19 protein-coding genes and 3 pseudogenes are annotated in these 25,915 nt (G+C 66.8%); 9 read left to right on the forward strand and 13 right to left on the reverse strand.

The window, feature by feature from the left end:
* Window positions 1-933 (forward strand): annotated as a pseudogene (locus ABT381_RS15470) (PAS domain S-box protein); the annotation flags it as partial.
* Between the two features lie 101 nt (window positions 934-1,034).
* Here the strand turns inward: ABT381_RS15470 and ABT381_RS15475 are convergent.
* The 10 genes and pseudogenes from ABT381_RS15475 to ABT381_RS15520 all read right to left on the reverse strand — a co-directional run bounded on the left by ABT381_RS15475 (window position 1,035) and on the right by ABT381_RS15520 (window position 14,943).
* Window positions 1,035-2,687: a long-chain fatty acid--CoA ligase gene (locus ABT381_RS15475; protein WP_351593425.1), complete on the reverse strand. Its 1,653-nt coding sequence runs from the start codon at window positions 2,685-2,687 to the stop codon at window positions 1,035-1,037.
* 190 nt (window positions 2,688-2,877) lie between these two features.
* Window positions 2,878-3,477, reverse strand: a complete 600-nt coding sequence (locus ABT381_RS15480; RefSeq protein ID WP_351593428.1) for a SigE family RNA polymerase sigma factor — start codon at window positions 3,475-3,477, stop codon at window positions 2,878-2,880.
* A 182-nt stretch (window positions 3,478-3,659) separates the two neighbouring features.
* Window positions 3,660-4,628, reverse strand: a complete 969-nt coding sequence (locus ABT381_RS15485; RefSeq protein ID WP_351593431.1) for a DUF1906 domain-containing protein — start codon at window positions 4,626-4,628, stop codon at window positions 3,660-3,662.
* A 233-nt stretch (window positions 4,629-4,861) separates the two neighbouring features.
* Window positions 4,862-6,031 carry a lipid-transfer protein gene (locus ABT381_RS15490; RefSeq protein WP_351593434.1) on the reverse strand — a complete coding sequence of 390 codons (1,170 nt, stop codon included), beginning with the start codon at window positions 6,029-6,031 and terminating at the stop codon, window positions 4,862-4,864.
* A gap of 490 nt (window positions 6,032-6,521) precedes the next feature.
* Window positions 6,522-7,503: pseudogene (locus tag ABT381_RS15495) on the reverse strand (bifunctional MaoC family dehydratase N-terminal/OB-fold nucleic acid binding domain-containing protein); the annotation flags it as partial.
* A gap of 214 nt (window positions 7,504-7,717) precedes the next feature.
* Window positions 7,718-8,023, reverse strand: a complete 306-nt coding sequence (locus tag ABT381_RS15500; protein ID WP_351593437.1) for a hypothetical protein — start codon at window positions 8,021-8,023, stop codon at window positions 7,718-7,720.
* Window positions 8,024-8,667: 644 nt separating this feature from the next.
* Window positions 8,668-9,453, reverse strand: coding sequence for a hypothetical protein (locus tag ABT381_RS15505; RefSeq protein ID WP_351593440.1), 786 nt, complete (start codon window positions 9,451-9,453; stop codon window positions 8,668-8,670).
* A gap of 42 nt (window positions 9,454-9,495) precedes the next feature.
* Entirely contained in the window at window positions 9,496-10,035 is a 540-nt protein-coding gene (locus ABT381_RS15510) for a hypothetical protein (protein ID WP_351593443.1), read from the reverse strand.
* 1,181 nt (window positions 10,036-11,216) lie between these two features.
* Window positions 11,217-12,581 carry a hypothetical protein gene (locus tag ABT381_RS15515; RefSeq protein WP_351593446.1) on the reverse strand — a complete coding sequence of 455 codons (1,365 nt, stop codon included), beginning with the start codon at window positions 12,579-12,581 and terminating at the stop codon, window positions 11,217-11,219.
* Between the two features lie 1,771 nt (window positions 12,582-14,352).
* Entirely contained in the window at window positions 14,353-14,943 is a 591-nt protein-coding gene (locus ABT381_RS15520) for a hypothetical protein (protein WP_351593449.1), read from the reverse strand.
* 560 nt (window positions 14,944-15,503) lie between these two features.
* Between ABT381_RS15520 and ABT381_RS15525 the strand changes: the two genes are divergently transcribed.
* Window positions 15,504-15,998 (forward strand): hypothetical protein, encoded by a 495-nt coding sequence (locus tag ABT381_RS15525; RefSeq protein ID WP_351593452.1) that lies wholly within the window; start codon window positions 15,504-15,506, stop codon window positions 15,996-15,998.
* A 215-nt stretch (window positions 15,999-16,213) separates the two neighbouring features.
* Window positions 16,214-16,546: a DUF6233 domain-containing protein gene (locus tag ABT381_RS15530; protein WP_351593455.1), complete on the forward strand. Its 333-nt coding sequence runs from the start codon at window positions 16,214-16,216 to the stop codon at window positions 16,544-16,546.
* A gap of 42 nt (window positions 16,547-16,588) precedes the next feature.
* Here ABT381_RS15530 and ABT381_RS15535 read toward each other — a convergent pair whose 3' ends face one another.
* Window positions 16,589-17,038 carry a DoxX family membrane protein gene (locus ABT381_RS15535; RefSeq protein WP_351593458.1) on the reverse strand — a complete coding sequence of 150 codons (450 nt, stop codon included), beginning with the start codon at window positions 17,036-17,038 and terminating at the stop codon, window positions 16,589-16,591.
* A 410-nt stretch (window positions 17,039-17,448) separates the two neighbouring features.
* The gene (locus tag ABT381_RS15540; protein ID WP_351593461.1) at window positions 17,449-17,808 is read right to left on the reverse strand and encodes a hypothetical protein; all 360 of its coding nucleotides are present in this window, start codon (window positions 17,806-17,808) and stop codon (window positions 17,449-17,451) included.
* Between the two features lie 724 nt (window positions 17,809-18,532).
* Here ABT381_RS15540 and ABT381_RS15545 point away from each other — a divergent pair.
* Together ABT381_RS15545 and ABT381_RS15550 are read left to right on the forward strand one after the other, a co-directional pair.
* A complete protein-coding gene (locus ABT381_RS15545) occupies window positions 18,533-19,711 on the forward strand; it encodes an amidohydrolase family protein (protein WP_351593527.1) in 1,179 nt (392 codons plus the stop codon).
* Window positions 19,712-20,013: 302 nt separating this feature from the next.
* Window positions 20,014-20,694, forward strand: coding sequence for a PepSY domain-containing protein (locus tag ABT381_RS15550; protein WP_351593464.1), 681 nt, complete (start codon window positions 20,014-20,016; stop codon window positions 20,692-20,694).
* A 321-nt stretch (window positions 20,695-21,015) separates the two neighbouring features.
* Here ABT381_RS15550 and ABT381_RS15555 read toward each other — a convergent pair whose 3' ends face one another.
* Window positions 21,016-21,768 carry a GntR family transcriptional regulator gene (locus tag ABT381_RS15555; RefSeq protein WP_351593466.1) on the reverse strand — a complete coding sequence of 251 codons (753 nt, stop codon included), beginning with the start codon at window positions 21,766-21,768 and terminating at the stop codon, window positions 21,016-21,018.
* A gap of 571 nt (window positions 21,769-22,339) precedes the next feature.
* Here ABT381_RS15555 and ABT381_RS15560 point away from each other — a divergent pair.
* From ABT381_RS15560 to ABT381_RS15575, 4 genes and pseudogenes are all read left to right on the forward strand, one after another.
* Window positions 22,340-23,099, forward strand: a pseudogene (locus ABT381_RS15560) (GntR family transcriptional regulator).
* Window positions 23,100-23,139: 40 nt separating this feature from the next.
* Window positions 23,140-24,063 (forward strand): FkbM family methyltransferase, encoded by a 924-nt coding sequence (locus ABT381_RS15565; RefSeq protein ID WP_351593469.1) that lies wholly within the window; start codon window positions 23,140-23,142, stop codon window positions 24,061-24,063.
* 609 nt (window positions 24,064-24,672) lie between these two features.
* Window positions 24,673-25,092 (forward strand): hypothetical protein, encoded by a 420-nt coding sequence (locus ABT381_RS15570; protein ID WP_351593472.1) that lies wholly within the window; start codon window positions 24,673-24,675, stop codon window positions 25,090-25,092.
* Between the two features lie 75 nt (window positions 25,093-25,167).
* On the forward strand, window positions 25,168-25,911 hold the full coding sequence (locus ABT381_RS15575; RefSeq protein ID WP_351593475.1) for an ATP-binding cassette domain-containing protein: 744 nt from the start codon (window positions 25,168-25,170) through the stop codon (window positions 25,909-25,911).
* Window positions 25,912-25,915 lie beyond the last annotated feature (4 nt).

Genomic DNA, 25,915 nt, shown 5'->3' on the forward strand with positions numbered 1-25,915 from the left:
GACGCGCGCGGCACCGGCTCCGAGATGGTGCCCGCCGCCCGCGCCCCGCAGGGCGGGCAGCCGCAGCCGTCGCTGATGGAGTCCACCGAGGGCCGCGCGTTCGCGATCTCCGCGCCGGGCGAGGGCCAGGAGGGCCCCGAGCCGCTGGACGGCCCGAACGGCGCCATAGAGGTCGTGGACCGCCAGCCGCCGCCCATGGACGACGAGCTGCCGCCCGAGCCGCTGGACAACCCGCGCCGGCTGCTGGTGTGGCCGGCGCCGGACGCCTCGACCCAGCAGGCGCTGAGCGACCGCGGCTACCGCCCGGTCATCGTCAACTCCCGCGAGGAGGTGGACGCACAGATCGCGGCGTATCCGGCCGCGCTCTTCGTCGACCCGCTGACCGGGCCGATCACCCGCAAGGCGCTGCAGTCGCTGCGCCAGGCGGCGGGCGCCGCCGAGGTGCCCGTCCTGGTGACGGCCGGCCTGGCCCAGGCGACCCGGGAGGCGGCGTACGGTGCCGACCCGGCCGTACTGCTCAAGGCCCTCGCGCCGCGCGACAGCGAGCAGCACCCGTCGCGCGTCCTGCTGATCGAGGAGAACGACGCCGTCGCGGGCGCGCTCACCACGTCGCTGGAGCGGCGCGGCATGCAGGTCGCGCGGGCCGCCACGGACGCGGACGCGGTCAGCCTGGCCACCCAGGTCCGGCCCAACCTCGTGGTGATGGACCTGATGCAGGTGCGCCGCCGGCGGGCCGGGATCGTGGACTGGCTGCGCGCGAACGGGCTGCTCAACCGCACCCCGCTGGTCGTCTACACCTCGGCCGACATGGACCCGGCGCAGCTGCCGCGGCTGGTGTCCGGCGAGACCGTACTGTTCCTCGCCGAGCGGTCCACCAGCCCGGACGTCCAGGGCCGCATCGTCGACCTGCTCGCCAAGATCGGTACGAACTAGGGCCTCAAGACCTTCCTCGCCGGCCGCGCCACCGCCCAGGCCGCCGCTGAGGCAACGCGGTACGTCCGGGAAACGCGCTCCCGGACGTACCGCTCCCCCGGTCATCCGAGCCGCGTCACGTCCAGCCCGCCGTCCGCGTACTGCTTGCGCAGCACCTTCTTGTCGAACTTCCCCACGCTCGTCTTCGGGACGGCCGGGATGACCGCCCAGCGCTCGGGGAGCTGCCAGCGGGCGATGCGACCGGCGAGGAAGGTCTTCAGGTCCTCGTAGCCGATCGTGGCGCCTTCCTTCAGGACGACCGTGGCCAGCGGGCGTTCGCCCCACTTCTCGTCCGGGACCGCGACCACGGCGGCCTCGGCGACGTCCGGGTGGGCCATCAGGTGGTTCTCCAGCTCGACCGAGGAGATCCACTCGCCGCCGGACTTGATGACGTCCTTCGCGCGGTCGGTGAGGGTGAGGTAGCCGTCGGGCGTGATCGTGCCGACGTCACCCGTGCGCAGCCAGCCGTCCGGGCTGAACTTGTCCTCGGGGCGGAAGTCCTCGCCGGCCGCGCCGCCGTAGTACGCGCCCGCGATCCACGGCCCGCGTACCTCCAGCTCGCCGGCCGACTCACCGTCCCAGGGCAGGTACTCGCCGCCGGGCCCGGCCAGCCGCGCCTCCACGGAGGCCGGGAAGCGGCCCTGCGTACAGCGGTAACGCCACTCCTCGTCGCCGGTCACGCCGGCCGGCGGGTGCGCGACGCTGCCCAGCGGCGAGGTCTCGGTCATGCCCCAGGCGTGCACGACGCGGATGCCGTGCCGGTCCTCGAACGCCTTCATGAGCGAGGGCGGACAGGCCGAGCCGCCGATGACGACCGTGGCCAGGCAGGCCACGTCCCGCTTGGTGGCGTCCAGTTCGGCGAGCAGGCCCTGCCAGATGGTGGGCACCGCGGCGCCGATGGTGGGGCGTACGGTCTCGATCATCTCGGCGAGCGGGGCCGGCTGGAGGAAGCGGTCGGGCATCAGCAGCGAGGAGCCCGCCATGAAGGCGGCGTGCGGCAGGCCCCAGGCGTTCACGTGGAACATCGGGACGACCGGCAGCGCGGTGTCGCGGCTGCTCATGGCGAACGCCTCGGCGTTGTTGACCTGCATCGAGTGCAGGTAGAGCGAGCGGTGGCTGTAGACCACGCCCTTCGGCTCGCCGGTGGTGCCGGAGGTGTAGCAGAGCGCGGCGGCCTGGCGCTCGTCGGTCTCGGGCCAGGCGTACGTCTCGGGGCGCCCGGCCAGCAGCTCCTCGTAGTCGTGGACCTGCGCGGTGGTGCCCTCGAGTACGGAGCGGTCGCCGGGGCCCGCGACGACGATGTGCTCCAGTGTGGGCAACTGCGGGAGCAGCGGGGCGAGCAGCGGCAGCAGCGAGCCGTTGACGAGGACGACCCGGTCGGCGGCGTGGTTGACGATCCAGACCAGCTGCTCGGCGGGCAGCCGGAGGTTGAGGGTGTGGAGGACCGCGCCCATGGAGGGGATCGCGAGGTACGCCTCCAGGTGGACGGAGTTGTTCCACATGAGGGTCGCGACGCGTTCGTCGTCGCGTACGCCCAGTTCGTCGTGGAGGGCGTGGGCCAGCCGCGCGGCGCGCAGGCCGGTCTGCGCGAAGGTCTGGCGGTGCGGCTCGCCCTCCCCGGTCCAGGTGATCACTTCGGCCCTGCCGTGCACGGTGGACCCGTGGGCAAGGATGCGGGTCACTGTCAGCGGTACGTCCTGCATCGTGCTCAGCACCGAGCCTCCCGAAGACCGGTTACGGGTGAGTAGATTTCCGCTGATTCTGCTGCCGTACCACGCGGTATGTCACTACCGCGCGGGAAAATCAGGCGTGTTACCCGTCACGCTACTGTCCGGCTGACGTGCGGAATCGCCGTGCGGGAGGCGGGAGCGCCGCCGCTGCCGCGTCCGCCTCAGACGCAGACCCTCAGGCCGCCCGCGCCAGGTCCGGGTCCTCGCGCAGCTTGGCCAGCGCCCGGGAGACGGCGCTCTTGACCGTGCCCACCGAGACGTCCATCACCTCGGCGGTCTGCGCCTCGCTCAGGTCCTCGTAGTACCGCAGCACGACCATGGCCCGCTGCCGGTCGGGCAGCCTGAGCACCGCGCGCCACATCGCGTCCCGCAGCACCTGCCGCTCCGCGGGATCGGGCGCCGCCGGCACGGGGCCGGGCTCGGGCAGCTCGTCGCAGGAGTACTCCTCGACCTTCCGCTTGCGCCACTGCGAGGTACGGGTGTTCACCAGCGCCCGCCGTACGTAACCGTCCAGCGCCCGGTGGTCCTCGATCCGCTCCCAGGCCACGAAGGTCTTGGTCAGCGCGGTCTGGAGGAGGTCCTCCGCGTCGTTGGGGTTCGCGGTGAGCGAGCGTGCCGCGCGCAGCAGCGCCGGGCCCCGGTCCCGTACGTACGCCGCGAACGACGGGAAGGACGGGAACGAGGCGGCGGAAGGGAGCGACGAGGACGACGGGAGCGCCGTCGGCGACGGTGCCACCGCGGCGGTCGAGGCGCCCTTGCACACTGGCGTGGTCATGCCCTCCACGCTAGAAGCGCCGGGCTCGGCGGGGATCGGCCCGAGGTGCCGAAGCCGCATCCGCCTCAGGTTGTACGGCTGGGGCTGCCGCCACCTCCTCAGGGCGGAGCGCGACCCCACCCCCGTCAGGGTCGGCCCGACGGAGCTCTCCCGGCCGGGCCCGTCCCGACGGGGGTGGCCGGTCACTGGATCACCGCTACCGGAGCGTCGACCCAGTTGCGGTCGATCCGCAGCGCGCGGCCGCCGTGCGTCTCCACGGTGTGGCCGGCGTACTGGTGGATCCGGCGGTTCGGGTGCCAGGCCAGCTCCGGCAGCCACTTCTCACCGTAGGCGGAGGGCGGCGTCTTCCAGCGCGCGAACCAGATGACCGACGGCAGGTCGGTGACGCCCTGCGCGCGCGCCTGCGCCATGTGCCGCACGCCGGAGTTCGCGCTGCTGTAGAAGCCCGCGAGGTAGCCGAAGCGGCGCACCTCGCGGCTCCAGGAGCGGATGAAGCGCAGCGTGACATCCGTGCAGGCGCGGTTGCTCAGGCTGTACGCCTCGATGTCCAGGTAGATCGGGCTGCGCGGCATGATCCCGTACGCGCGTGCCCGGTTCACCGCCACCCTGGCCTCGGTCACGCCCTGGGTGAAGGGGTCGGCGCCGATGGCGTACCGCCGCTTGTGCTTGTTCTTCACGCACGGCGACTGCGAGCCGAGGTAGATGGGCAGCACCCGCCAGCCGGCCCACTTCGCGCCCTGGAACCACTGCGGGCTGAGATTGTGCTGCTTGGGACAGGCGCGGCCGTGGCCCGCGAAATAGACGCCGATGGCGCGGTACCGAGTGCTGTTCCAGGCCCGCAGCGAGCTGACCGCCGGGGCCTCGCACGTGTCGAGCCCGAAGCCCTTGTAGAGGTACGGGCCGTCCGGCGGGGCCTTGGCGGGGGCCCGGGCCGCGGGGCCGGGAGATGCGGCGGGGTCGTCGGCGGCCGCGGCCTCGGCCGCCCGGCCGGCCTTACCGGCGCCGGAAGCCTCCGCCGGCCGCGCGTCACCGGCCTTCGGGGAGGCGGAGAACCAGGAGGGCATCAGCGCTGCCAGCAGGGCGAGGACCAGCCCGACGGTCGGCAGCAGCGCCAGCAAGGCGATACTTTTTGCGGATTTTGTCCATCTCATACGCCGAGTGAACGGGGCGCACTCCGCCACCCGGGAACGGACACGCGGGCGACTCCGCCCGTTCAGCCGTATGCCGGGCGTGGGGGTGGGGGTGGGCGTGTGCGGGGGTGGCCGGGTGGCCGGGTGGCCGGGTGGCCGGGTGGCCGGTCGGTCGGTCGGTTGGCCGGTCGGTCGCCGTGCTCCGCGCCGGAGCCGATGTCGGCCGTCAGTCACCGGCCGTCAGCCACCGGCCGTCAGGCGCCGTCCGCCCCCAGTACCAGCCCGGAGGTCGGCACCCCCGTGCCCGCCGTGACCAGCACCCGGGACGCGCCCGGCACCTGGTTCACGGACGTGCCGCGGATCTGCCGCACGCCCTCCGCGATCCCGTTCATGCCGTGCAGGTACGCCTCGCCCAGCTGCCCGCCGTGCGTGTTCAGCGGCAGCGCGTCCGCCGCGACAAAGTCCGCCGCCTCGCCCGGCGCGCAGAACCCGAACTCCTCCAGCTGCATCAGCACGAACGGAGTGAAGTGGTCGTACAGGATGCCGACGTCGATCTCCCCCGGCGTCAGCCCGCTGCTCCGCCACAATTGCCGCGCCACTACCCCCGTCTCGGGCAGCCCGGTCAGGCCGTCCCGGTAATAGCTCGTCATCTGCTCCTGCGCGCGGCCCGCGCCCTGCGCCGCCGCGGTGATCACGGCGGGCGGGCGCCGCAGGTCACGCGCCCGCTCGGCCGACGTCACCACGATCGCCTGCCCGCCGTCCGTCTCCTGGCAGCAGTCCAGCAGCCGCAGCGGCTCGACGATCCAGCGGGAGGCGGCGTGCTCGGCGAGGGTGATCGGCCGGCCGTGGAAGTACGCGGCGGGGTTACGGGCCGCGTACCGGCGCCCGGCGACCGCCACGTGCCCGAACGCCTCCGGCGTCAGCCCGTACACATGCAGGTACCGCTGCGCGGCCATGGCCACCCAGGAGGCGGGCGTCAGCAGCCCGAACGGGAGGTTCCAGCCGAGCGCGGCGCCCTCGGCGGACGGCTCGCGCCGCTGCACGCCCGATCCGAAGCGGCGCCCGGAGCGCTCGTTGAACGCGCGGTAGCAGACCACCACTTCCGCGACGCCGGTCGCCACCGCCATCGCGGCCTGCTGGACCGTCGCACAGGCCGCGCCGCCCCCGTAGTGCACGCGCGAGAAGAACGACAGCTCGCCGATGCCCGCCGCCTGCGCGACGGTGATCTCCGGGCTGGTGTCCATGGTGAACGTCACCATGCCGTCCACGTCCCCCGGCGCCAGCCCGGCGTCCGCCAGCGCGGCCCGCACCGCCTCGACCGCCAGCTTCAGCTCGCTCCGTCCTGAGTCCTTGGAGAACTCCGTAGCGCCGATCCCCGCGATCGCTGCCCGCCCGCCGAGCCCGTCCCCGCTCCGCACGCTCATACGGCGGCCCCGCCGGCCGGCGCGACGGTGACGGTACCGGTCACATGTCGCCCCAAACCGTTCTCCCCGGTCACGCGCACGACAATCGTCTCCTCCGCGCCCTCTGCCGCTATGACGGTCCCCCGCAATGTCATCGTGTCGCCGGGGTAGTTGGGCGCCCCCAGCCGAATGGCCACCTTGCGGAGTACGCACCGGGGCCCGAAATAATCGGTGATGTACCTCCCGACCAGCCCATTCGTGGTGAGGATGTTCATGAAGATGTCCGGCGAACCCTTCTCCCTGGCCGCCTCGGCATCGTGATGCACGTCCTGGTAGTCCCGCGAGGCAAGAGCCCCGGCGACGATCAAAGTCCGGGTGACCGGCACGACCAGAGGCGGCAACTCACTCCCCACACACGCCCTCGCCGCCACCGCCTCCTGCACCGCTTCCCGTACTGGCTCCTGTACGGGCTCCTGTACCGGCCCCTCTACCGCCTCCTCCACAGGTTCGGTGACGGCGCGGAACACCGGCAGCACCAACTCCCCAGCCACCCGCTGGAACTCCAGCCGTACGGGCATCCCGATGCGCACCTCGTCATGGGCCACGCCCACCACGTCGCTCACCATCCGCACCCCCTCGGCCAGTTCGATCACCGCCACCGCGTACGGCGGGTCGAAGGCGGGGAACGGCGGATGATGCATCACCACGTACGAGAAGACGACGCCGTCGCCGCCCGCCTCGACGGTGTCCCACTCCTGGCTCCCGCAGCCGTTGCACCCCGGCAGCCAGGGGAAACGCAGCCGCTCACAGTCGCCGCACCGCTGGATCAGCAGCCGGTGCTCGGCGACGCCCGCCCAGAATCCGGCGTTGTCCCGATTGACCACGGGCCGAGGCCGACGCGCGGCCTCCTTACGCGCCCCACCCTCCTTCTCCGCGGCCCCGATCCCGGTCCCACCAGGCGCGTACTTGAGCACCCGAAACCGATGCGTCCCAACGACCGCACCCTTCCCGCCCTCACCCCGCCCTTCTCTCCTGGCTCCCCCAGAGGCTGAGAACGCCCCCTCCCCTCCCACCCACACATCCATCCGAGTCGTAACGAAGTACCCGACCCCCAGCTTCGTCGTCTTCCTTCCCGACACCGACTCGATCACCGCGTCGAAGCGGACCTCGTCCCCGGGGCGCAGCGCCCGCAGGTACTCCTGCTCGCAGTCGGTCGCGACCACCGACGTGTACCCGGCGTCGTCCAGCAGCGCGAACAGCTCCTCGTACGCCGCCGACCTGCCCGCGTGCCCAGAGAGTCCGCCCAGGGTCCACGCCTGGAGCATGGTGGGTGGCGCGATCGCCGCGTCCCCTGCGTACGCCGGGTTGGTGTCGCCGACCGCCTCGCACCAGTGCCGGATCATCGCCGCGTTGACCGGATCCTTGCCGGCCCCACCGATGATGGCGGCCCGCCCCGCGTAAGCCTTGAGCCGCTCGTCGAGCCCGGATTCCATACCGCTCACCGCCGCCCCCTCCGCCTGGTTCTCCTCCATACACCGACACACGAACAAGCGGTTCCTGACTGTCCGTCAGAAACCGCCCACTGTCAAGATCCGAAGACTCGAAGACTCGAGGGTTCGAGGGTTCGAGGGTTCGAAGATTGCACAGGTACGGGCGGCCGGCTCTCCCCAGCGCCGGCCGCCCGTCGTCCTCAGGTCACCACAGGGGTCACCAGAGGTTCGTGAAGTTCACCGTCGCGTTCGACTGGTCGACGTGGGTGAACCCCGAGCCGTTCACACTCGCGGTGTTGTTCTGGTTCGACGCTCCATCGCCGTTCGCGACCTGCTGGGTCGTGGTGGAGTTGCCGTTGTTGTCGTTCCCGACGCCGGTGCCTTCCTGGCTCGCCGACACCGCCCCCGACCCGGCCGACGCGAACGAGCCGTTGTCCGCGTGAGCGACCCCGGCGAACAGGGCTGCTGCGAGCGGCAGCGCGGCAACGGCGGCGATGGTGCGAGCGGTACGGATGCTTGCCATGACTTCCTCCTGCGGAACCACTTGTACGGGTAACCCCTGGGTGGTTGGCCGACCCCCCCGGGTCTGTTGCGTAACGACGTCGCGCACCAGAACTGCCCATGCGGCACCCCCCGAACCGACAACCACCCCCGATTCCCCCGCAAGCGTGAGCCCCACCCGTCAAACGTCGCAGCCGACAACCAACGGGGGCGCGAGGGGGTACCGGGAGAGTGCCCGGGGGCCCGCGGACCCCACGAAGGCCCAAGCCCGGCAGGGCGGCAGAGTACGGCCACGGAGCACGGCCACGGAGTACGTCATGGCGAACGCGAAAGGGGTGCCCGCTCGACTCGGGCCCCCTCTGGCGGCTCGGGAATCACAGCGAGACTGGGCTACAGCAGATCCGACACCAACCACTACGGCTCCGAGTTCCGCCAAGCCGCCGGCACCACGAAGACGACATCATGGAACGGTGTCTCCTACTGCGCCTCCATCGTCGCCCTGCCCTCGGTGAGCGGCCAGGCCACGTTCCAAACTCCGCCTGGCCGCCTGCTGCAGGACGAATCGCGGTACCCACACGGCGGCGAGCCGGGAGCCGGGGCTCCCGGCTCGCCGCCGAGATGTACAGAGTCGCCGACTCGACCGGCTGACCACCGACGCGAACCTGGTCAGTTCGCGCGGGCGACCGAGACAGTCACGATGACAGGTACTGCGTGCCCTGTTACCCGAAGAGCCTCCCCGGCTACTTCGCTCAGCCACACCGCGACGTCCGGTGTCCACTCACGCGTGCGGAACAAGAACTGCCCCACGGGTTGAGCTCCTTCGATGGGCGACCGGCCCGTTGCTTGTGCCGCAAGATGCGACGTACTGATCTTGCTGCGCGCCTCAACTGTGGCCACGTCACCCAGGTGTTCCGTCATGGCGCTCTGAACCCGAGTTTTCCACTCTCCAGCGGCCCACGCCGCCGAAGGAGCGGCCGATAGCGTCAGGTAGCTGTCCACGCGCTCGGCGGGCGACGCGAGCCCGAACCATTCCCGCATGTCATCGAGGTCACCAGAGGCATCACCTGCGGCAACCTGCAATGGGAGGTAGGTGCGGAGAGCCGTGAAGTCCACCGTGCCCACCCGAGTGAGGGCATCGAAGACAGTCCGGGCCATTGGGAGCACCGGAAGACGGGGATAGAGTCCGTCCTCCGGGATATCCGCCTGGACCCAGGCCAACTCCCTGATCTCCGGGGCTCCCGACCAGTCACCGCCCGTGTCACAGTCGAGCCAACGGTCGGGCAGGTGAAAGAACTTCTTCCCGTTCCGAGTCCGCCAGCCGTAGGGCGCGTGCCAGCCGTAGGCCTCCGCGCGCTGCATGGAAAGTTCCATGGTTGATTCGCGGAGCTGTTCCTCACCGATATTTTCGAGCCAGTGGTGCCGGTTGAGGATTCCGTGCACTTCCACTGTCATCCCGCTATGCATATTTACCCCCAACCGGCCAGCCAACTGAAATCAGACGCCGCAGCGGACCTTCACGGGCTTGGTGTACGCCTTCTCCGGCGAGTCGTTCACGCCGATGATATCCACGTCGATCACAGTCCGCCATTGCCGACTCTGCTTGTTGCTGCACTTCTTGCGGGCAGTTGTGCGCGGCTTGCTGCTGCGCTTATTGGCAGACTTGACGTTGGAAGACTTCTTGCTTACCGAGTGCCACTTGTTACCGCTCTTTGCCTTTACCTGGAGCCAAACGGTCACTTTCGCCTTCGTGCCCGGGCCGTTTATCTTCCGCCACCAGCCGTGAGCCGAAGCGACTCGGCCTTCCTTCTTGTTGCTGGAGATGTGAACCCGGTCGCCATCAGTGATGAAGACACCGGCTTCGGCAGCTGCCCTGAGGTTTCCTTTTGCCCCCTCGGAAGCGCTCCGCCCGAAGACATCAGAAGTGGCAGTGGATTCGACACCTGATCCGCTGCTGTCCGCGGATGCCGGTATGGCTGCCCCAACGGACAGCAGAAGAGCTACGGCAATGGTCGTTCCGGCTCTACGTATACCCATGAATCCCCCGATTCTTGGTTGCGCATGACTTCCGACCAAGATCCAAGCGGAGTCCACGGGATCTGGCAAGCGTTTAATCCACTGCAGCGGCGAATGTGACACTGCTCATCGCGTGGAACCATTCGGGCGAGCAAGCCGTCTCACAAAAACGCCTTCTCGCAAACCACAGCTCCACACCCCCGGCGATCACAGCAAGCGAAGACCACTTCCCGCAAACGCTAACCGCGTTACCCATGGACGCCCCCGCGCAAAGAGAAGTCACACGGAATACATTATTCCGTTTCCGTACCCTGTTTCTTGGCATCGGCCTACTTATAGGCGACTGCGGCGCGCCGCCACCTGGCTCGCACTTCCATGATGTCGGCCTGGGCGGCGAGCACGGTGATGGCGAGTTCTCCCATGGCCTTGCCGGCACGGACGGGTCCTTCGTCTCACATAGCGTCGCGACAGCGTGTTTACCAGCGGCGATGGCCTCATCAAACCGCTGCACGAAGTACGTTGCCGAGACCGATCCAAGCGGCGGCTTGGCCGCACCCACTTGTCGCGGGCGGGGTATAGGCGAGCCCAGGTGGTGAGACAGGCTCAACGCGAAAGGGGTGCCCGGTTGCTTCGGGCACCCCTTCTGGCCTGCAGTTATGTGGCCTGTGGCGGAGGCTGTGGGATTTGAACCCACGGTGGCGTTGCCGCCACGACAGTTTTCAAGAGAAGGCTGCTTCGAGCGCAGTCATGGGCCCTGACCTGCTGAATTACTTGCTCGGCCTTGAAGGACCCGTGGTGTGGTCCACAGATGGTCCACGCGCGCGAGGAGACTTCATCGTTCCCGGCGACGCCCCGGCCCAGTACGCGGAGAAGCACAGCGGTAACCACGTTGAGGCCCGCCCCACGCTGCACTCCAACGGGAACTTCCGAATGAGCGCCGGAAGAGTCGAAGACAAGGCCAGGTAGTGGGTGGCGAGGTGCGGGCATACTCCACGCGGCCGGTGGTCCCGATCTCCCGGGCCAGGAAGCCCTTAGCTTGGCAATCACTGATCGTTTGCGGTCGATGTGCTCGCTGACCCAGTAAGAAGAATGCCTAACACCCCGCCGGCGACCGTCGCCCAGAAACCGCCGTTGGCCGCTGGTCCCTGCCCCGCCTGGTGCGCTTTCCCTGTCGCGGGCTAGGACTGCTCGACGGCAAGTTGCTACTGATCAAGAGAGTCACAGGGATCGACAGCCGTGCGGCAAGCGCGCCGAACCTCAGCGAGGTTCCAAGCGCCCATTGGATTAGCGTCCCAGTCGACACCTAGGCGCATTACGGGTTCCTCAGGATTCGACTGACCGCAAAGCACTAGATGTTTTTCCATGGCTTCTAGGCCAATCAAGCCAGCGTTCAACCCCTTGACGATTTCCTTCCGAGCCCCTTCCAGGTCTCCCTTTGCGTGCAGTTCCATAATCTCTTCATGGATTGCCTTACGCTCTCCATGGGGACCCTCGTCAATAAGATTTTGCAGGCGAACGGTTGCGGCTGCCATTTCTTCGGTGCGTTCCTTAAGGCTGCGCACAATAAGATCAAGCCGAGGCTTCATGTTTTGGAGCTCTTCGTTGACTATTCTCGCCGCCTCATCCTCAGATACTTGAAGGCGCTTGACAGCCTCTCTAACCGATTTATCGTATGGAGATCCAGCCCCCCCAGACTCGAACGCTATAAAGTACAGCCCAGGCAGCCTAGGGCTCAGTACCTTACCTTCAAGAGTTCGGTAGGCTTCCGCATTTCCATCGAAGTCGTAGCTTTCGCGCAATTTCGCAAGAGGTCTATAGTTACCCTTGTCGAATTCACCAATGCATAGCTCTTCAGCTGCCGCTGTCTTGCCTTCTGCGTAGAGGTAGTGCGCAAGGTGCTCGGCGCCATCTGGGTCACCATGAGAAAACTGGATTTGCGCGACCTCCAGCGCTCCGCACGTATCGCCTACGTACTCCAATATTTCAGCGAGCTGATGACCGGAGTGATAATCCCCGAGTTCCATTCCTCGCAGGTAGAGTTGTGCCGCGTAAAAGGTTCGCCCAGCGTCTTCTAGTGAAGAGGCGATAGCGCGGAGTTGCTCAGCCTTTCGAATGTTTCTGAGCAATATAGGGCAGAATTCGACTGAAGGGAAGATCGTGCCGCGCTTTGCTCGGCCCGCCTGCTCTATGTAGTCGGAAAGTCGGTATGAGGCCGCCCGCTTGGACTCCCCCGGACGGCTTCGTACTCGGCTGAGGGGACCACCTACGCCCTTGCACGGGGCAAGGGTATATTCAAGCGATTCGTGAAACCAGTTCTCATCCAGCGCATTAAGTACCTCGGGATCGAGGGCCGCAGAGGCCAGTTGAGCCAGCAAGGGCTCTGGGATAGTTGGCGTATGACCGAATCGGCGCAAATCAATAGCGGCATCAATAATTTCCCTAGCTTCTTCGGGGGCGTTCCGATAGCGCTCCATTTGAGCAGGTGCACCTGCGAGGAATTGCGTGATGCGTGCCTGCTTCCCCTCGCTGTAGTGATACGCCTGCGCTAGGCGGGGGTCGACTTTCATGAGTTCTTTCAACTTCTCCAATGAATCTTCTGAGAAGCTGCTTGGAACTGCAATATCTGATGCGGCAAGGAGAGCCCGCGCTTGTGAATGTGTGTCTTCGCCTCCCCTATATGGGTATCGTGTTAGCTTATCCCAGTATCTTGGCCATATTGTTCCAAGGATTAGTACAGGACTGGACCCTGGGTCCCTGAGGATCTCGCGCAGGCCAGCAGCCGCCTTCTCCCCAAGGGTGCTTGCGGGTGTGTCCAGGTAGAGCTGTGTTTCGTTAAGCCAGAGAACTGTTCTTGGTGGGATGCCCTTGCGGAGAGAGTCGAGTAGTGACTCTGCATGACCAGGGTTGATCGGATGCCACAGACTCCATGAGTCGGGCAACTTCTGAACGGCTTCCCAACATGCTCTGGTTTTCCCTGTAGCCGACTCTCCGATCAGCATTGCGAGCGCGCTCTGACCGTCGACTGCATGGGCCACAATATCGTCGAGTTCATCATCGTGGCGTCGTCTGACATAAGCCGGAAGGTGAGGCAGCTCTGGTTGGCCAGTTCCGACATCAATGGAACGGTGAACTTCAAGGAGGAATGGGTCGGTCCAGTGCTTTATTTTCTGACCTAGGGTTACTAATGATCCCTTATTATTGACCCTGGCGGCCGCCTCCCAGAGGTCATTCCAGAAGGCGCGACGCAGCTGTTCATTCGCCCAAGAGCTGTAGGTCGCTACCAATTTCCAGAGGTCATCAGAATTCTTGGGAATCCTCGGACTCGTTTTGCTGAACCAGCCGCTTACTGTTTGCTTTGAAAGCCCTGAAAGCTGAACGGCCGCATTCCGAGTCCATGCTCGCCCTTGCCCCTTACGGACGGACTGAGCCCGTCGCTCAAGTGACCTGAGTTCCTCTTGCAGCGTTTGAGCTGGGCTGTCTCCAGTCACATGCACCCCCGGCCTCGTTTGGTACTCAGTCCTGGCAGGTCCGACATGGACCTCTCGGACAACGACCCTGACCACCAGCCTAGTTGTCAGCCCCAGCTGAGTAGTCCCTGTTCTCTTCAAGCTCCGGCAGCGCGGTGGAACGGTCAGGCCCACAGCGCTGCGTGACCGCGTGGTGCTGAGAGGCGGGTTCAGCCTGAGGAGGAATCGTTGTCCAAGAAGGTTTCGTCGGCGGGAGTGGTCTGGCGCTCTCGCACGGTTTGGTGGAACAAGCCGAAGCGTCAGCGAGCTGCCCGCTGGGCAGTGGCGGTGGGCATGTTTACTGCCGCCTACTACGTCCCTGAGTTGGCTTCGCCAATGGCTCTGGCGACGGCTGTCGTTCTTGAGAGGCGCACACAGTAACGAGGTCGATGGAGCAGCTTTGGGGTGAGGCTGCTTGGGGGCGAGTGATCACGGCCCCGCAAGCTTGCGGCGCGTCGGGCAGTCTGTGGACCTGCCCGGTAAAGCACGACGTTGGGGGCCGTGATCGTAGAGGCTCGCCCCAAAGTGGCTGTCTAAAGCCGTGGAGTCGACCGCCCCTGCCACGACGTAGCCCAGCTCTGGCGTCAGGTGGATGCATGCTGTGCGTGCGGTACGGGCGCTGGCTGGTCTGGAGCGGGGCGTAGACAGGAGCGCAGGCCGGGCCGGGGGCCGGGCGGCGCGCGATGAGCGGAGCGAGCCGCCTTGAACTCGCAAAAGAAGGTAGTTACTCAGCCTGGCTATTGCACTGACGGCCGGTATCGGGGGCGTCGAGACGAGTCGGCAGCTTTGTGGCGGACTGTCTCGGTTGGGTGGGCTGGCGAGCTGAGAGGGCTCATGCCCTGTTGTCGTCTTCGGAGCGCGCCGGGGGAAGTAGAAGGTCCCGCTCAGGATGCTTCTCGCCAGTCGCGTTGCCCTGGACGCCGAGGTCTGTGCGGGCTGCTTCGTGGAAGTTGTTGATCGCGCGGAACACGGAGCGGTGTCGGCTGCGCCACTCCTCCAAGGTTCCCTCGGTCTTGCCCGTCGCCTGCCAGTCGATCTCCTGGGCGATGGCGTTGAGCTCGTGGGCCGCCTCTATGACGTCGTCGCCTCCGAGGAGCATGATCCGCTCGAAGGAGCGTCCTCTCAGACGGCTCGCTTCCAGATGCTCCACGAGCATCTCTTCCTGCGTCTTGTCCGCTGCGCGGATGCCCTCTCGGTCCTCGTAGAGCTGGACGGCCAGGAAGATGACCGCCCTCATCCGGTCGATGTAGCCCTCGTACGCGGTGAGCTTCCTGTCGTCCCACCTCGTCAGCAGCTCGTACCTGGTGCGGTTCCGCTCGGACAGGTAGCTCCCGACGTACGACGTCAGCGCACCGAGCAGTACAGCGGCGATCGTTACTAGCTGCTCGCCGGCTCCCACGGCGCCCCCCGACCCAGCACTCATGCTTCAGACCCAACACTCATCTTGATGTGTTGAGGATCTTAGGCATGATCGCGACAACGCGGTTCGTTGATGGCTGGAAAGGGATGTCGAGTGGCTTGGGTGAGGTGTATCGGCCAGAGACGTCCCGCATCGCGAATCAGGGAGCAGCGGCACGGCGGGCGTACAGGGGGCCGCTGCCCCGCGTCATCGAACCTTGATCATTGCCGGCGTGCCGTGGTGATCATTAGGTTTGTGCCACCGAAGTTGGAGTGGCATGACGTGCTGGGGCGTCAGGGGTGACAGTGGGGGAGCTCGCGGCAGCGTGCGCCGTACGCAAATCCGGGCGCTGTGGCGTTTGACCGGAGGTTCTTCGAAGGCGGCGGACAAGTTCGGCGGTCTCTCGCCTCTTGCTGGGTGTCCGTTTGGAGCTGGTGGCGCCCGTGCGGCCGTTCCGCTGGGAATCTACGGGGCCCACGCAGCTGAGCTGAGCGATGACCTATGACCAACCCGGCGCTCGAGGGCTCACCGAGGCCATGGCCATGCACCGACCGCACGCGCAAGACCACCGAGAGGACCCGCTGATGAACCGTTCCGAGGCGAGCCGGAAGAAGAACGCCAAGCAGGTCGCTGCGGTCATAGCCCTCGTCGGATTCCTTGCGGTATCGCTGTGGCTCGGTGACGAGCTGTGGGATCTGGCCGTGTACTGGCCGGCTACCGGCATCGGATTCGGCGTCACCGTCGGCGTGCTGCTGCCGATCACGTTCACGGCCGCCAAGCGCTCCTTTCGCCGGGTCAACTCGGCCGAGGGTGAGCGTTCGCCTCGATGGGCCGTGGCCGGTATCGCGTGGGCGGCCGTGGCCGTGGTGAGCGGGATGGCCGTCTCCCGCGCGATCCCCGGAAGGAGGACCTCCTCGAAGCCCTGCACCAGCGAGTGGGCACCATGCTGGGTGAACCACCTCTATCCGGGCGCCTTCCTCGTGGTACTCGGCAGCTTGGCCGCGACGGCGACCATCATGACCTGGGGGCCGAGCTGGATGCCCAAGCTGCGCGGCCAGTCCCGCCGGTTCCGCCGATAACCGCCGAGGCCGGCGGAGTGGGGACGGGATGTGTCCGGAACCACCAGGAGATCGCACGGTCTTCCATGTGAATCTTGAGATCCCTGACAGTGTCGGCTCTGAGACCGCCAACGAGCTACCGCTCAAACTTCAGGGTCACGCGCTCAAGGCTCGATGGCGCAGGACAGCCGCCCCTCGCCATGATCGGCGCACTCAGCCCGTCTAAAATCGAACTTATGAACGACCGACTGCCGTCTCGCCTGGAGCTGCTGCGCTTCCTGCAGCGGGTCCAGCTGCAGCAGCTCGATCAGACGCGGCGGTGGATCGAGCAGGAAGAGGAACGGCAGACGGTGCAACCGCAGCACGAGGTGCCGCCACCGCCCGAGTGGAAGCTTGAGCGTGAGCGTCTTGGTGGCCGCGACGCTGCGCCCGTGTACGTACACCTCGGTGACTGCGGGATGGGGAAGGGGGCCGGCCTCTCTAGGGAGCAGGCCCTTCATGCCCTCGCGCAGGGAATCGGCGCTTGCCCGTACTGCCGGCCGGACACCGCGCTCGGGGTCATCGACTGACCGGCGCGGCCACGCCGAGCCCGTCGCGCTACATGACTCGCGTTACATGAAGAGCCTGAATGCCTTGTCCACTGACCAGACCTGCCAGCTCATGGAGAACAGGGCGACCAGCGAAATCAGCGCCATCATCAAGTTCTGTCCCTGCTCAGCCCAGTCGTGGATCATGAGCACGAGGTAGATGAGGTTCAGGACGAAGCCGGCAGCGAGCGCGATGGGCGTGAGGAAGCCGAGGATGAGGCCGAGCCCGAGGGCGAGCTCGGCGTAGGCGACGACGTACGCCATCACCCGCGGATACGGCTTGACCAGGCGATCGAAGCTGCTGCGCACGAAGGGCCAGCGGTGCTTCGCGGCGATGCCCGCCGCCCATGTCACACCGCCGCCCTTGAACCATTCCTTCTTGTCCTTGTGTCGCCAGCTCTCCAGCCACCACAACCCGAGCCCGATGCGTAGCACGGCGAGCCACTCGGCACCGCTGAACCAGATCGTCTGCACTGTGCGCACCTCCCGCGTCGTCAGCCAGGCGCATGACCTGACGGGGCGTCAGTTCAGCGCATCGCTGTTGGGGGCGCAAGGGGTTGGCTGTCGGCGCATGTGGGTGCTGCGGTACGCGAAAGTCCGGCTCGCCCGAGGTGTGTTCACGGCGAGCCGGACTTTCGCGCGGAGCTCGGGTCCATCCCGCGAGGTAGATGGCCCACCGTCAGCCGCGCACGGCCTCTGTGAGCCTGCCGTGCAGTGCTACGTGATCGGCTTCAAGTAGGGCGCGGGCCCAACTTGCTCGGACCTTCTTCAGGAGCCTCGGGGTGGGGTGCGGTGAGGTGTGCGGTCGCCCGCTCTCCCGTCCGCGCGGGAACTCGTCCACAGCAAGGCAGATCCTCACCCAGGTCGGCACTCCGCAGCTCGGATCATCCGAATGCATCCGTCGGCAGCGACGGACCATCGCCGTCCTCTCCCTCCCCATCGCTCTTGCCGTCCGGTGCCGATGCCTGGAGGCGCTCACCACGGCTCTCCGCGATCCGCAGCGTGTCGGCAAGGGACTCGACCAGGCGGTTGGCGAGGTAGCGGACCTCTTCGAGGGTCACCTTGGGGGCGCTGAGGACCTGCTCAGCGTGCTCGATGAGCCCGGCACCCATGCCGAGCTGTATCGCTTCCATGTTGTCGGCCAGCTGCCACAGGTACCCATTGCTGTTGTCCGTGCTGAGGTAACAGGGCTTGCCGTCCGCTCGGGACCACGGCAGCAGCCGGACCACGTGGGTCTGATTCATGCGGTCACCTCCGCGACGTACTGGCCTTTCCACCACGCGTCGAGTGAGGACGCGGCGAGCCGACGACGTTCTTCCTGCTGTCGTTCGTGAGCGAGTAGGTACGGACGGACGAGAGGGAGGTCCCAGGTCAGCTCTGCTTGCTGGTGAACCTGGTGTACCTCGCCGCTGATGTGTTGAGGTCGGGGGTGGTGGGTGCGGTAAGGGCTCGCCCCCGGGCATGCGGCCGCGGTTCGGTGCCTACCGGGCGCCGGCAGTAACCGGCGCAGGACCGCAACGAAGAATCCGGCGATACGGTGTGGCATGACGACCTGCTCTCAGGTTGGCCATGCCCCCGGACCGGTCACGCGGTCGCGGGGGCTGTGTGTTTGTCGGCATGTGGAGTGCCCGTTCGGATCAGCGCAGGGCCTGGAGCGCAGGCTCGGGTGCGCGTCGGCGCAGGAGGGCACAGCGATGCCACCACCAGGTGTGATCACCTGGCGTAAATCTAGTTAACTAGCTTAGAGTGCGAGGAGGTGGCGCGCTACACAATCGGTCGAAGGCTTGGCGTCCGCGCCGGGGTCGTCGCCTTGCTTGTCGGTGAAGGTCGACGAAGGGGGCCCGCTCGCCTCTTGTTGCTTGCAGGGGTCGTCTATACCCTCCACCTGACGGGCCGTCAGATCGGTGACCGATTGACCCTCGGGAGGGCTCTGTGACTGGCCAGGCGAACGACACTGCCGACGTACCGATGATCATCAGCGTGGACGACCACGTGATTGAGCCCGCCCACCTCTTCCAGACCTGGTTGCCGGCGAAGTACCGGGACCGCGGACCGAAGCCCATGACCGCCGGAATCGGGGGGCTGGAGCGGGTCGCGAGCAAGTACCGGTTCACGACGGACCCGGACGGCCCGCTGGCGGACTGGTGGGAGTACGAGGGGAACCTGTTCCCGTACAAGCGGATCATTGCCGCGGTGGGCTTCTCACGGGACGAGATGACCTTGGAAGGCATCACCCGTGAACAGATGCGCAAGGGCTGCTGGGACCCGAAGGCCCGGATCGAGGACATGGAGATGAACCATGTCGAGGCCTCCTTGTGCTTCCCCACCTTTCCGCGCTTCTGCGGCCAGACGTTCGCCGAGGCCAGCGATCTCGAAGTGGGGCTGGCCTGCGTCCGTGCGTACAACGACTGGATGGTGGAGGAGTGGTGCGGTGACAGCGGTGGCCGGCTGATCCCCCTGTGCCTCATCCCGCTCTGGGACGTCGACCTCGCGGTCCAGGAGATCCGCCGGAACGCCGCGAGGGGCGTGCGGGCCGTGACCTTCAGCGAGATCCCTACGTACCTCGGGCTACCGAGCATCCACTCCGGTTACTGGGATCCGTTCTTCGCCGCTTGCGAGGAGACGGGCACGGCGGTGTGCATGCACATCGGCTCGTCGTCGCAGATGCCTGCCGCTTCGCCGGACGCGCCGCCGGCGGTGGAGGCGTCGCTCAGCTTCAACAACGCGATGGCCTCGATGATGGACTTCCTGTTCAGCGGGGTCCTGGTGAAGTTCCCGAGGCTCAAGCTCGCTTACGCCGAGGGGCAGATGGGCTGGGTGCCGTACGCCCTGGAGCGCGCGGACGACGTATGGCAGGAGCACCGGGCCTGGGGCGGTGTACGGGACCTGATCCCCGAGCCTCCGTCGACGTACTACTACCGCCAGATCTTCTGCTGCTTCTTCCGCGACAAGCACGGCGTCGCCTCGCTGGAGTCCGTCGGCGTGGACAACGCGACCTTCGAGACCGACTACCCGCACGTGGACTCGACCTGGCCGCACACCAAGCAGGTCGCTGCCGACCACGTCGCCGGCCTGCCGCCGGATGTGACGTACAAGCTGCTTCGCGGCAATGCGATCAGGATGCTGGATCTCGACTTCGACAAGTAGCGGCCCGGGAGACAGTGGAAGGCGGTCGTACCGGCCTCTTGGATCGGTGCGACCGCCTGCAGGTTCTGGCCGCCCCGCTCAGTTTGTGCTTGATCTTCGGGTGTTACGCAGAAGGACTGGCGCCATACCGACACTGTCCGGCGGGGCGGCCCTTTCACTCGTCCCGGGACCGGAACCTGAAGAGCGCTTCAGCGCCCTTCAGGCTGTGTTCAGGTTCCGTTCGGCACTGTGATCAACGTCGGAAGGGCGCGACAAGGCCCGCCGGCGGAACCGACCGCACCACGCTCCGGAGGAACGTCCCCATGCAGGCCAACGCCAAGCGCACGCTCGTCCCCCGCGCCGTCGTCCTCGCCACGGCCGCCGCCGTCGCACTGATCGGCGGCACGGGTGCCGCGACCGCCTTCGCGAACGACGATGCCCCGGCCCCGCACTCCTCGGTCAAGCTCTCCCAGAGCGAGCGCCACTTGGACGACACCGCCAAGGACCGCGCCCAGGTCAAGGCCGACAAGATCAGCGAGTCCGAGGCCACCGCCAAGGCCCTCAAGGCCGTCCCCGGCACCGCGACCTCCGCCGAACTCGACAACGCGGACAGCAATGGCTCCCTCATCTGGGAGGTCGACGTCCTCGGCAAGGACCACAAGAACCACGACGTCACTATCGACGCCGGCAACGGCAAGGTCCTGAACAAGCACACCGACCGCGACGACGACGCCGCCCAGGACGCCGCCGAGACCCAGGTTCAGGTCAAGGCCGACAAGATCGGCCACGACAAGGCCACCGCCAAGGCCCTGAAGGCCGTCCCCGGCACCGTCGTCTCCTATGGCCTCGACGACAACGACCGCAACGGTTCCACCGTCTGGGAGGTCGACGTCCTCGGCAAGGACCACAAGAGCCACGACGTCACCATTGACGCTGCCAGCGGCAAGGTCCTCAACCAGCACGTCGACCAGGACGACCACGACAACGACAGCGACGACGACTGATCAGGCTTCAGGCGGCCTGGCCGCTTGCCTGAAACCTCCCCCAGAGGTCGAAGGGGCCGCCCCGTCACTGTCCGGCGGCGCGGCCCCTTCATCCGTTCCGGACCGTAGTCCGCCTTTACGCACTCTTGTTGGAACGTGGAAGCGCTGACCAGTCGCCAGGCCGACCGACAACCAAGAACCGATCGGTTCCGAACACCACGGCTGAAGAAGACAAGGGCATGGCCACGGCCTACCTCGCCGCTCGAAATGGTGTCCAGGAAGCCACGTGGTGGCACGAGGCGAGCGGAGCGCGTGAGTGAACGACTGGACAGCAGCTCAAGCTCAGCCGAGCAGGTGGGCCGCGACCGGCGCCTGTGTCCTGTAGACCGCTGCAATGCGGTCCCCGGACAACAGCAGATCCGCGACCTCAACGACTCGCCCCGCGGTATCGACGGATGTCCGCTGGATGGCCAGGACGGAGATGCCGGGGAAGATTCCCAGCATCCTGGCCTCGTCTGCCGTTGGCGGCCGGGCTCCGACTCGTTCGGTGACGTGGTCCAGTTCAATGCCGGCGTTGATGAGCCATCCCTCGTACGCGTCGCCCCATGGTGAGCCATCGCCGACGGAAACGACCGGCGCCATCGGTATCGCTGCCACCATGTCGTACACCAGGTACGAACGCACCAGGCTGCATGGGCTCCCGTCCTCCTGGCGCCGACCGCGGTAGCTGAATTCCAGCAGGCTCGTCCGCGGCTTCACGTTCAAGCGAGCGGCAAGCTCTGCCGTGGCTTTCATTTCGCAGCAGGTGACAACCACGTCGATATCCGGAGCGGGGCCGGCGAGCCGCCTGCTCCGCCTGTCATTGGCGTACTCGATCCGAGTCCCCGACGCCCGGACGAAGCTTCCACGTCCGTGGTGCTTCTCGATCAGCCCTTCGGCCTGCAGGGCGCCGAGCGCCTGACGCACCGTGGGCAAGCCCACCTTGTGCGCCCTGGCGAGGGCAGTCTCCGCGGGCAGGCGCGAGCCGGCGGGGAGCGAGCCGTCCTGGATCTGCCGGCGGATGTCCGCAGCAATCACCTCGTACCGCTTAGCCATCCACAATCACCATTTCCTCGCTCGGGTTCAATGGGCGGCACCACTCCGGTACTTCCGATCGGGGGCGGGGTCCGGTCAACGCGCTCGTTCTCCTCTCGGGAGGTGCGATGGCTCGGCGGCCGGGATCGTTCTGCCAGTCATGTGTGCGGCTCCCTACGGCCTGCTCTCGTCGACTTGGCCGGGCCGGTCTTCGCGGGGTTGCGGCGGCCCGTACGTCTTTCGGCGGGGCGCTTCATCAGGGCCCGCGCGACCATGCGGATGCGGAACGATCCAGATGACCGCCCAGGCACTGAGCCCGTCGGCTCCTCCTTCAAGGCCGAACCGGTCGGCGCGTTCTAAGGCGGTCAGCAAGAATCGCCAGCTCGCCTCGGATGGTGCTTCCGGCACGCTGACCTCGATGCGGATGCGGCCGGGGCGGCGGGACAGTCGCGGCTCGTAGCCGGCGGCTGCAAGGCGTGCCGCGATGTCCTGCGCTCGGGATGCAGGTGCAGGCACGTCTCCTCCGTCGCAACGAAATTACCCACCGTGAAGCTAGTTAACTAGCCTAGAGCTAGTGGACTAGATTTGCCATATGTCTGAGCAGCCGCCTTATCTCGCCGTCGCCGACCGCCTCCGGCAACGCATCACGAGCGGCGAATGGTCGCCTGGTGACCGGCTGCCCTCCCGCGCGCAGATCGGCAGCGAGTACGAGGTGGGCGAAAACGTCGTCCGTCGCGCACAGGAACTGCTCATCGCTCAGGGCCTACTCGAAGGCCGCGCGGGATCAGGGACGTACGTGGCGGAGCCTCGTGACCGCCTTCGCATGGTCCGCTCCTGGTGCCGCGAGCAGCGCGACGGTTCGCCGTTCCGGGCGGACATGGCGGGTCTTGGTAAGCGCGGATCTTGGGAACACCGGACCGAGGCGAAGGTGCCGGCTCCGGCAGACATCGCGGCGCGCCTCGGCATCCCCGAAGGTGACCTGTGCGTCCGTACGGAGTACGAGTTCCTGGCGGACGGAAAGCCGGTGCAGCTGTCGACGAGCTGGGAGCCGTACGACATCACGGGCGGCACCATCGTTGTACTCCCCGAGGGCGGCCCGCACGCCGGCCGTGGCGTCGTGCAGCGGATGGCGGAGATCGGCGTCGTGATCACGCACGCCGTCGAACAGCCGGAGCCGAGAAAGGCCACCGACGCGGAAGCGACCCTGCTGGGGGGTGCCGCGTAGCTCCTTGGTCACCCATATCCAGCGCACGTACATGGCGGAGGACGGTCGGCCGGTGGAAACCGCTGACATCATCCTTCCCGCCGCACACTGCGAGATCGTGTACGAGGTCCCGATCGACCGCGCGTAGGACCGCTGCCCGCAGACATCCACCACACTCGGGAGCCGGCGTGACTGCTGCCCTTCATCGGTTAAAGCGGGACCTGGCGCGCTGGTACGTGCGTTACGCACCGGGCACCCTCGGCAAGCCTGCCGTGCTCGACAACTACCTGAACGCTGAGCTGCGGGACCACCCCGTGGTCCGCCAGGCCCGGACCCGCTTCGGCGCCACCTTCACGACGGACACGCAGGACCTCATCCAGCGGTACATCTACCTCTTCGGGGTGTGGGAGCCACACCTGACGCAATGGCTTGAGAGCCGGCTCAAGCTCGGGGACACCTTCGTGGATGTCGGGGCGAACATCGGCTACTACAGTTTGCTCGCCTCGCATCTGGTGGGGGAGAGCGGCAAGGTCGTGGCCATCGAGGCATCGCCGAGGTTCCACAGCGTCCTCGTGGACCAGGCCGAGGCCAACAACTGCACCAATCTGCGCGCCGTCAACGCCGCGATCTCCGACCGGGACGAGGTGCTGACCTTCATCCTCGCGAGCTCGCACAACATGGGCGCGAACAGCATCGTCCCGTACACCGGCGAAGCGGAGTCCACGTTCGAGGCCCAAGCCCTGCCTCTGTCCGATGTGTTGACGGCGGAGGAGCTCGCCAAGGCGCGCGTCATCAAGATCGACGTCGAGGGCGCCGAAGGGGCCGCCGTCCGGGGTCTGGAACCTGTCCTCGACCAGCTTCGCCCCGATGTCGAGCTGGCCATAGAGGTCACGCCGCAGCGGATGGCCGAGCTGGGACAGTCCGCCGACGAGCTGCTGGAGACGTTCACCAAGCGAGGGTTCAACGTGTACCGGCTGGCCAATGACTACGCGGCCGGCAGCTATCCGGTCGCCCTGCACCGTGGTGTCCAAGTGCCGACTCGCTGGCGTGGCCCTGTCACCGACGAGAGCGAGCTGATCTTCTCTCGGATGGACGCTGAAGAGTTGCTCTGAGAGTTGGTCGGTCCATGTGGCGGGGCCTGCGGGTAGGGGCCCGTCACCACATCCGAAGTACGCCTCGACCGGTGCGTGAGGCCGACTCCGGATGTCCGTGTGCGATTGCCACCGCCACGGTCCGACCCTCCGCGCAGGCGCCTTTCGGGTCATGGAGACAATCAAGGAAGCGTCTGTGGCCTGACGGTGTGCTCCGTGGACCGGCGGTATCCGTAAAGGTGCAGTGGCTTAATCGAGCCGTAGCGGCGGTGTCGATGAGGTTGGACGCATCCGTGTAGCGGACGGGGGCGGCCCAGAGAACGCCGCCAGCTGCCCCAACGGTGGGGCAATACCAGTTCGATGGATCTTCCGCTGTCGTTTTCTGGCCACACCGTACACAACCGGCCATCCATGCCAGGAGCGCGTCAGGTCATAACTCCTGGTCCTCTATGGCGGTTTGCCGTCGAAGCATGCAGGAAACGGACACTTCTACGCGGGGAGACTGGCGCAAAAGTTCGATTTTTTCTTGCCGAGCACAGCTTGATCACTGCATGCTCACACGGCTCCCAGTCGAACGGATCGACTCACGCCTGACCAGCGTGCGGGGGAAGTCAATCTCAAGGAGGGGACATGCGCGTTTCGCGTCTGTCATGTGCTGCGCTTTCGGGCGCAGTGGCCACGATGGTTTTCGGCGTAATTCCGGCCCACGCCGAAGGAAGCAAGACCACATACATCTCGAACTGGGCGACCGGTTACGAGTCCAGTCGCTGGCACGACACCAACTCCGACGGCGCCAGCACCACGGTCAGATTCTCGGGCTGCTCGATCCCGAGCTCGCCGGGAACCAAGGCGTCCGCGACGGTCTCTGTATGGAAGGACACCTTCGGGCCCGACACCAACTACGGATCGAAGAGCAACGCCTGTTCGTCGACGCTTTCATGGGGCGACCGGGCCAAGGCCGACTACTACTTCGTTCTGGACAAGATCAACGGTGCCTCGGGGTCGGGGACGTTTCACCTCAACGCCAAGACCGTAACGATCAAGTGGTAACGCACAGCCTGTGACACACCGCCGGGCGGGGCGCCCCGCCCGGCATCGTCATCCCCCACGACCAGCAAGGACGAGATGTCTCTGCAGTTCACCCGATGCTCCTTCCAGTACGGCCGGAAGGTGCCGGTCCTCGACAGGCTCAGCCTGACCATTGACCACAGAGCTACCGTCCTGCTGGGGCCTAACGGCGCCGGTAAGTCGACGCTGATGGGCATCGCCGCCTCCTGGCTTTCTCCCACTCGGGGGACCGTTGCCTGGCGGGGCCGCAAGCCCGACAGCGCCCGCGACCGCGCGGCCTACCGATCCGCAGTCGGCTGGCTCCCGCAGAACATCAAGCCCATGCCGGGACTGACAGTGCGGGAGAACGTGGCCTACATCGGCTGGCTCAAGGGTATGGCCCGCCGTGAGGCCTGGGATCGCTCTGCCCCGGCGTTGGAGCGCGTGAAGCTCGGCAGTCTCGCCGACCGCAAGAGCCACCAGCTCTCCGGGGGGCAACTGCGGCGCATGGGCATCGCCGGGACGCTCGTACACCACAGCGAACTCGTCCTCCTGGACGAGCCCACCGCCGGCCTGGACCCCTCCCAGCGCAAGGTCTTCCGCCAAGTGGTCGACGACCTGCTCACCGACGTGCACCTCGTGGTCTCCACCCACCAGACCGAAGACCTCGACGCCGTCTACGACCACGTCGTGGTCCTGGACCGCGGCAAGGTCCGCTTCCAGGGCGACACCGCCGGCTTCCTGGCCCTGGCCCACCCCGAGGTGCCCGAATCCCGCCGGGCCGAGGGCGCCTACACCCAGCTGATCGAACAGGAGGTCTGAGGCC

This window comes from Streptomyces sp. NPDC000151, assembly GCF_040301705.1.
Lineage (GTDB): Bacteria > Actinomycetota > Actinomycetes > Streptomycetales > Streptomycetaceae > Streptomyces.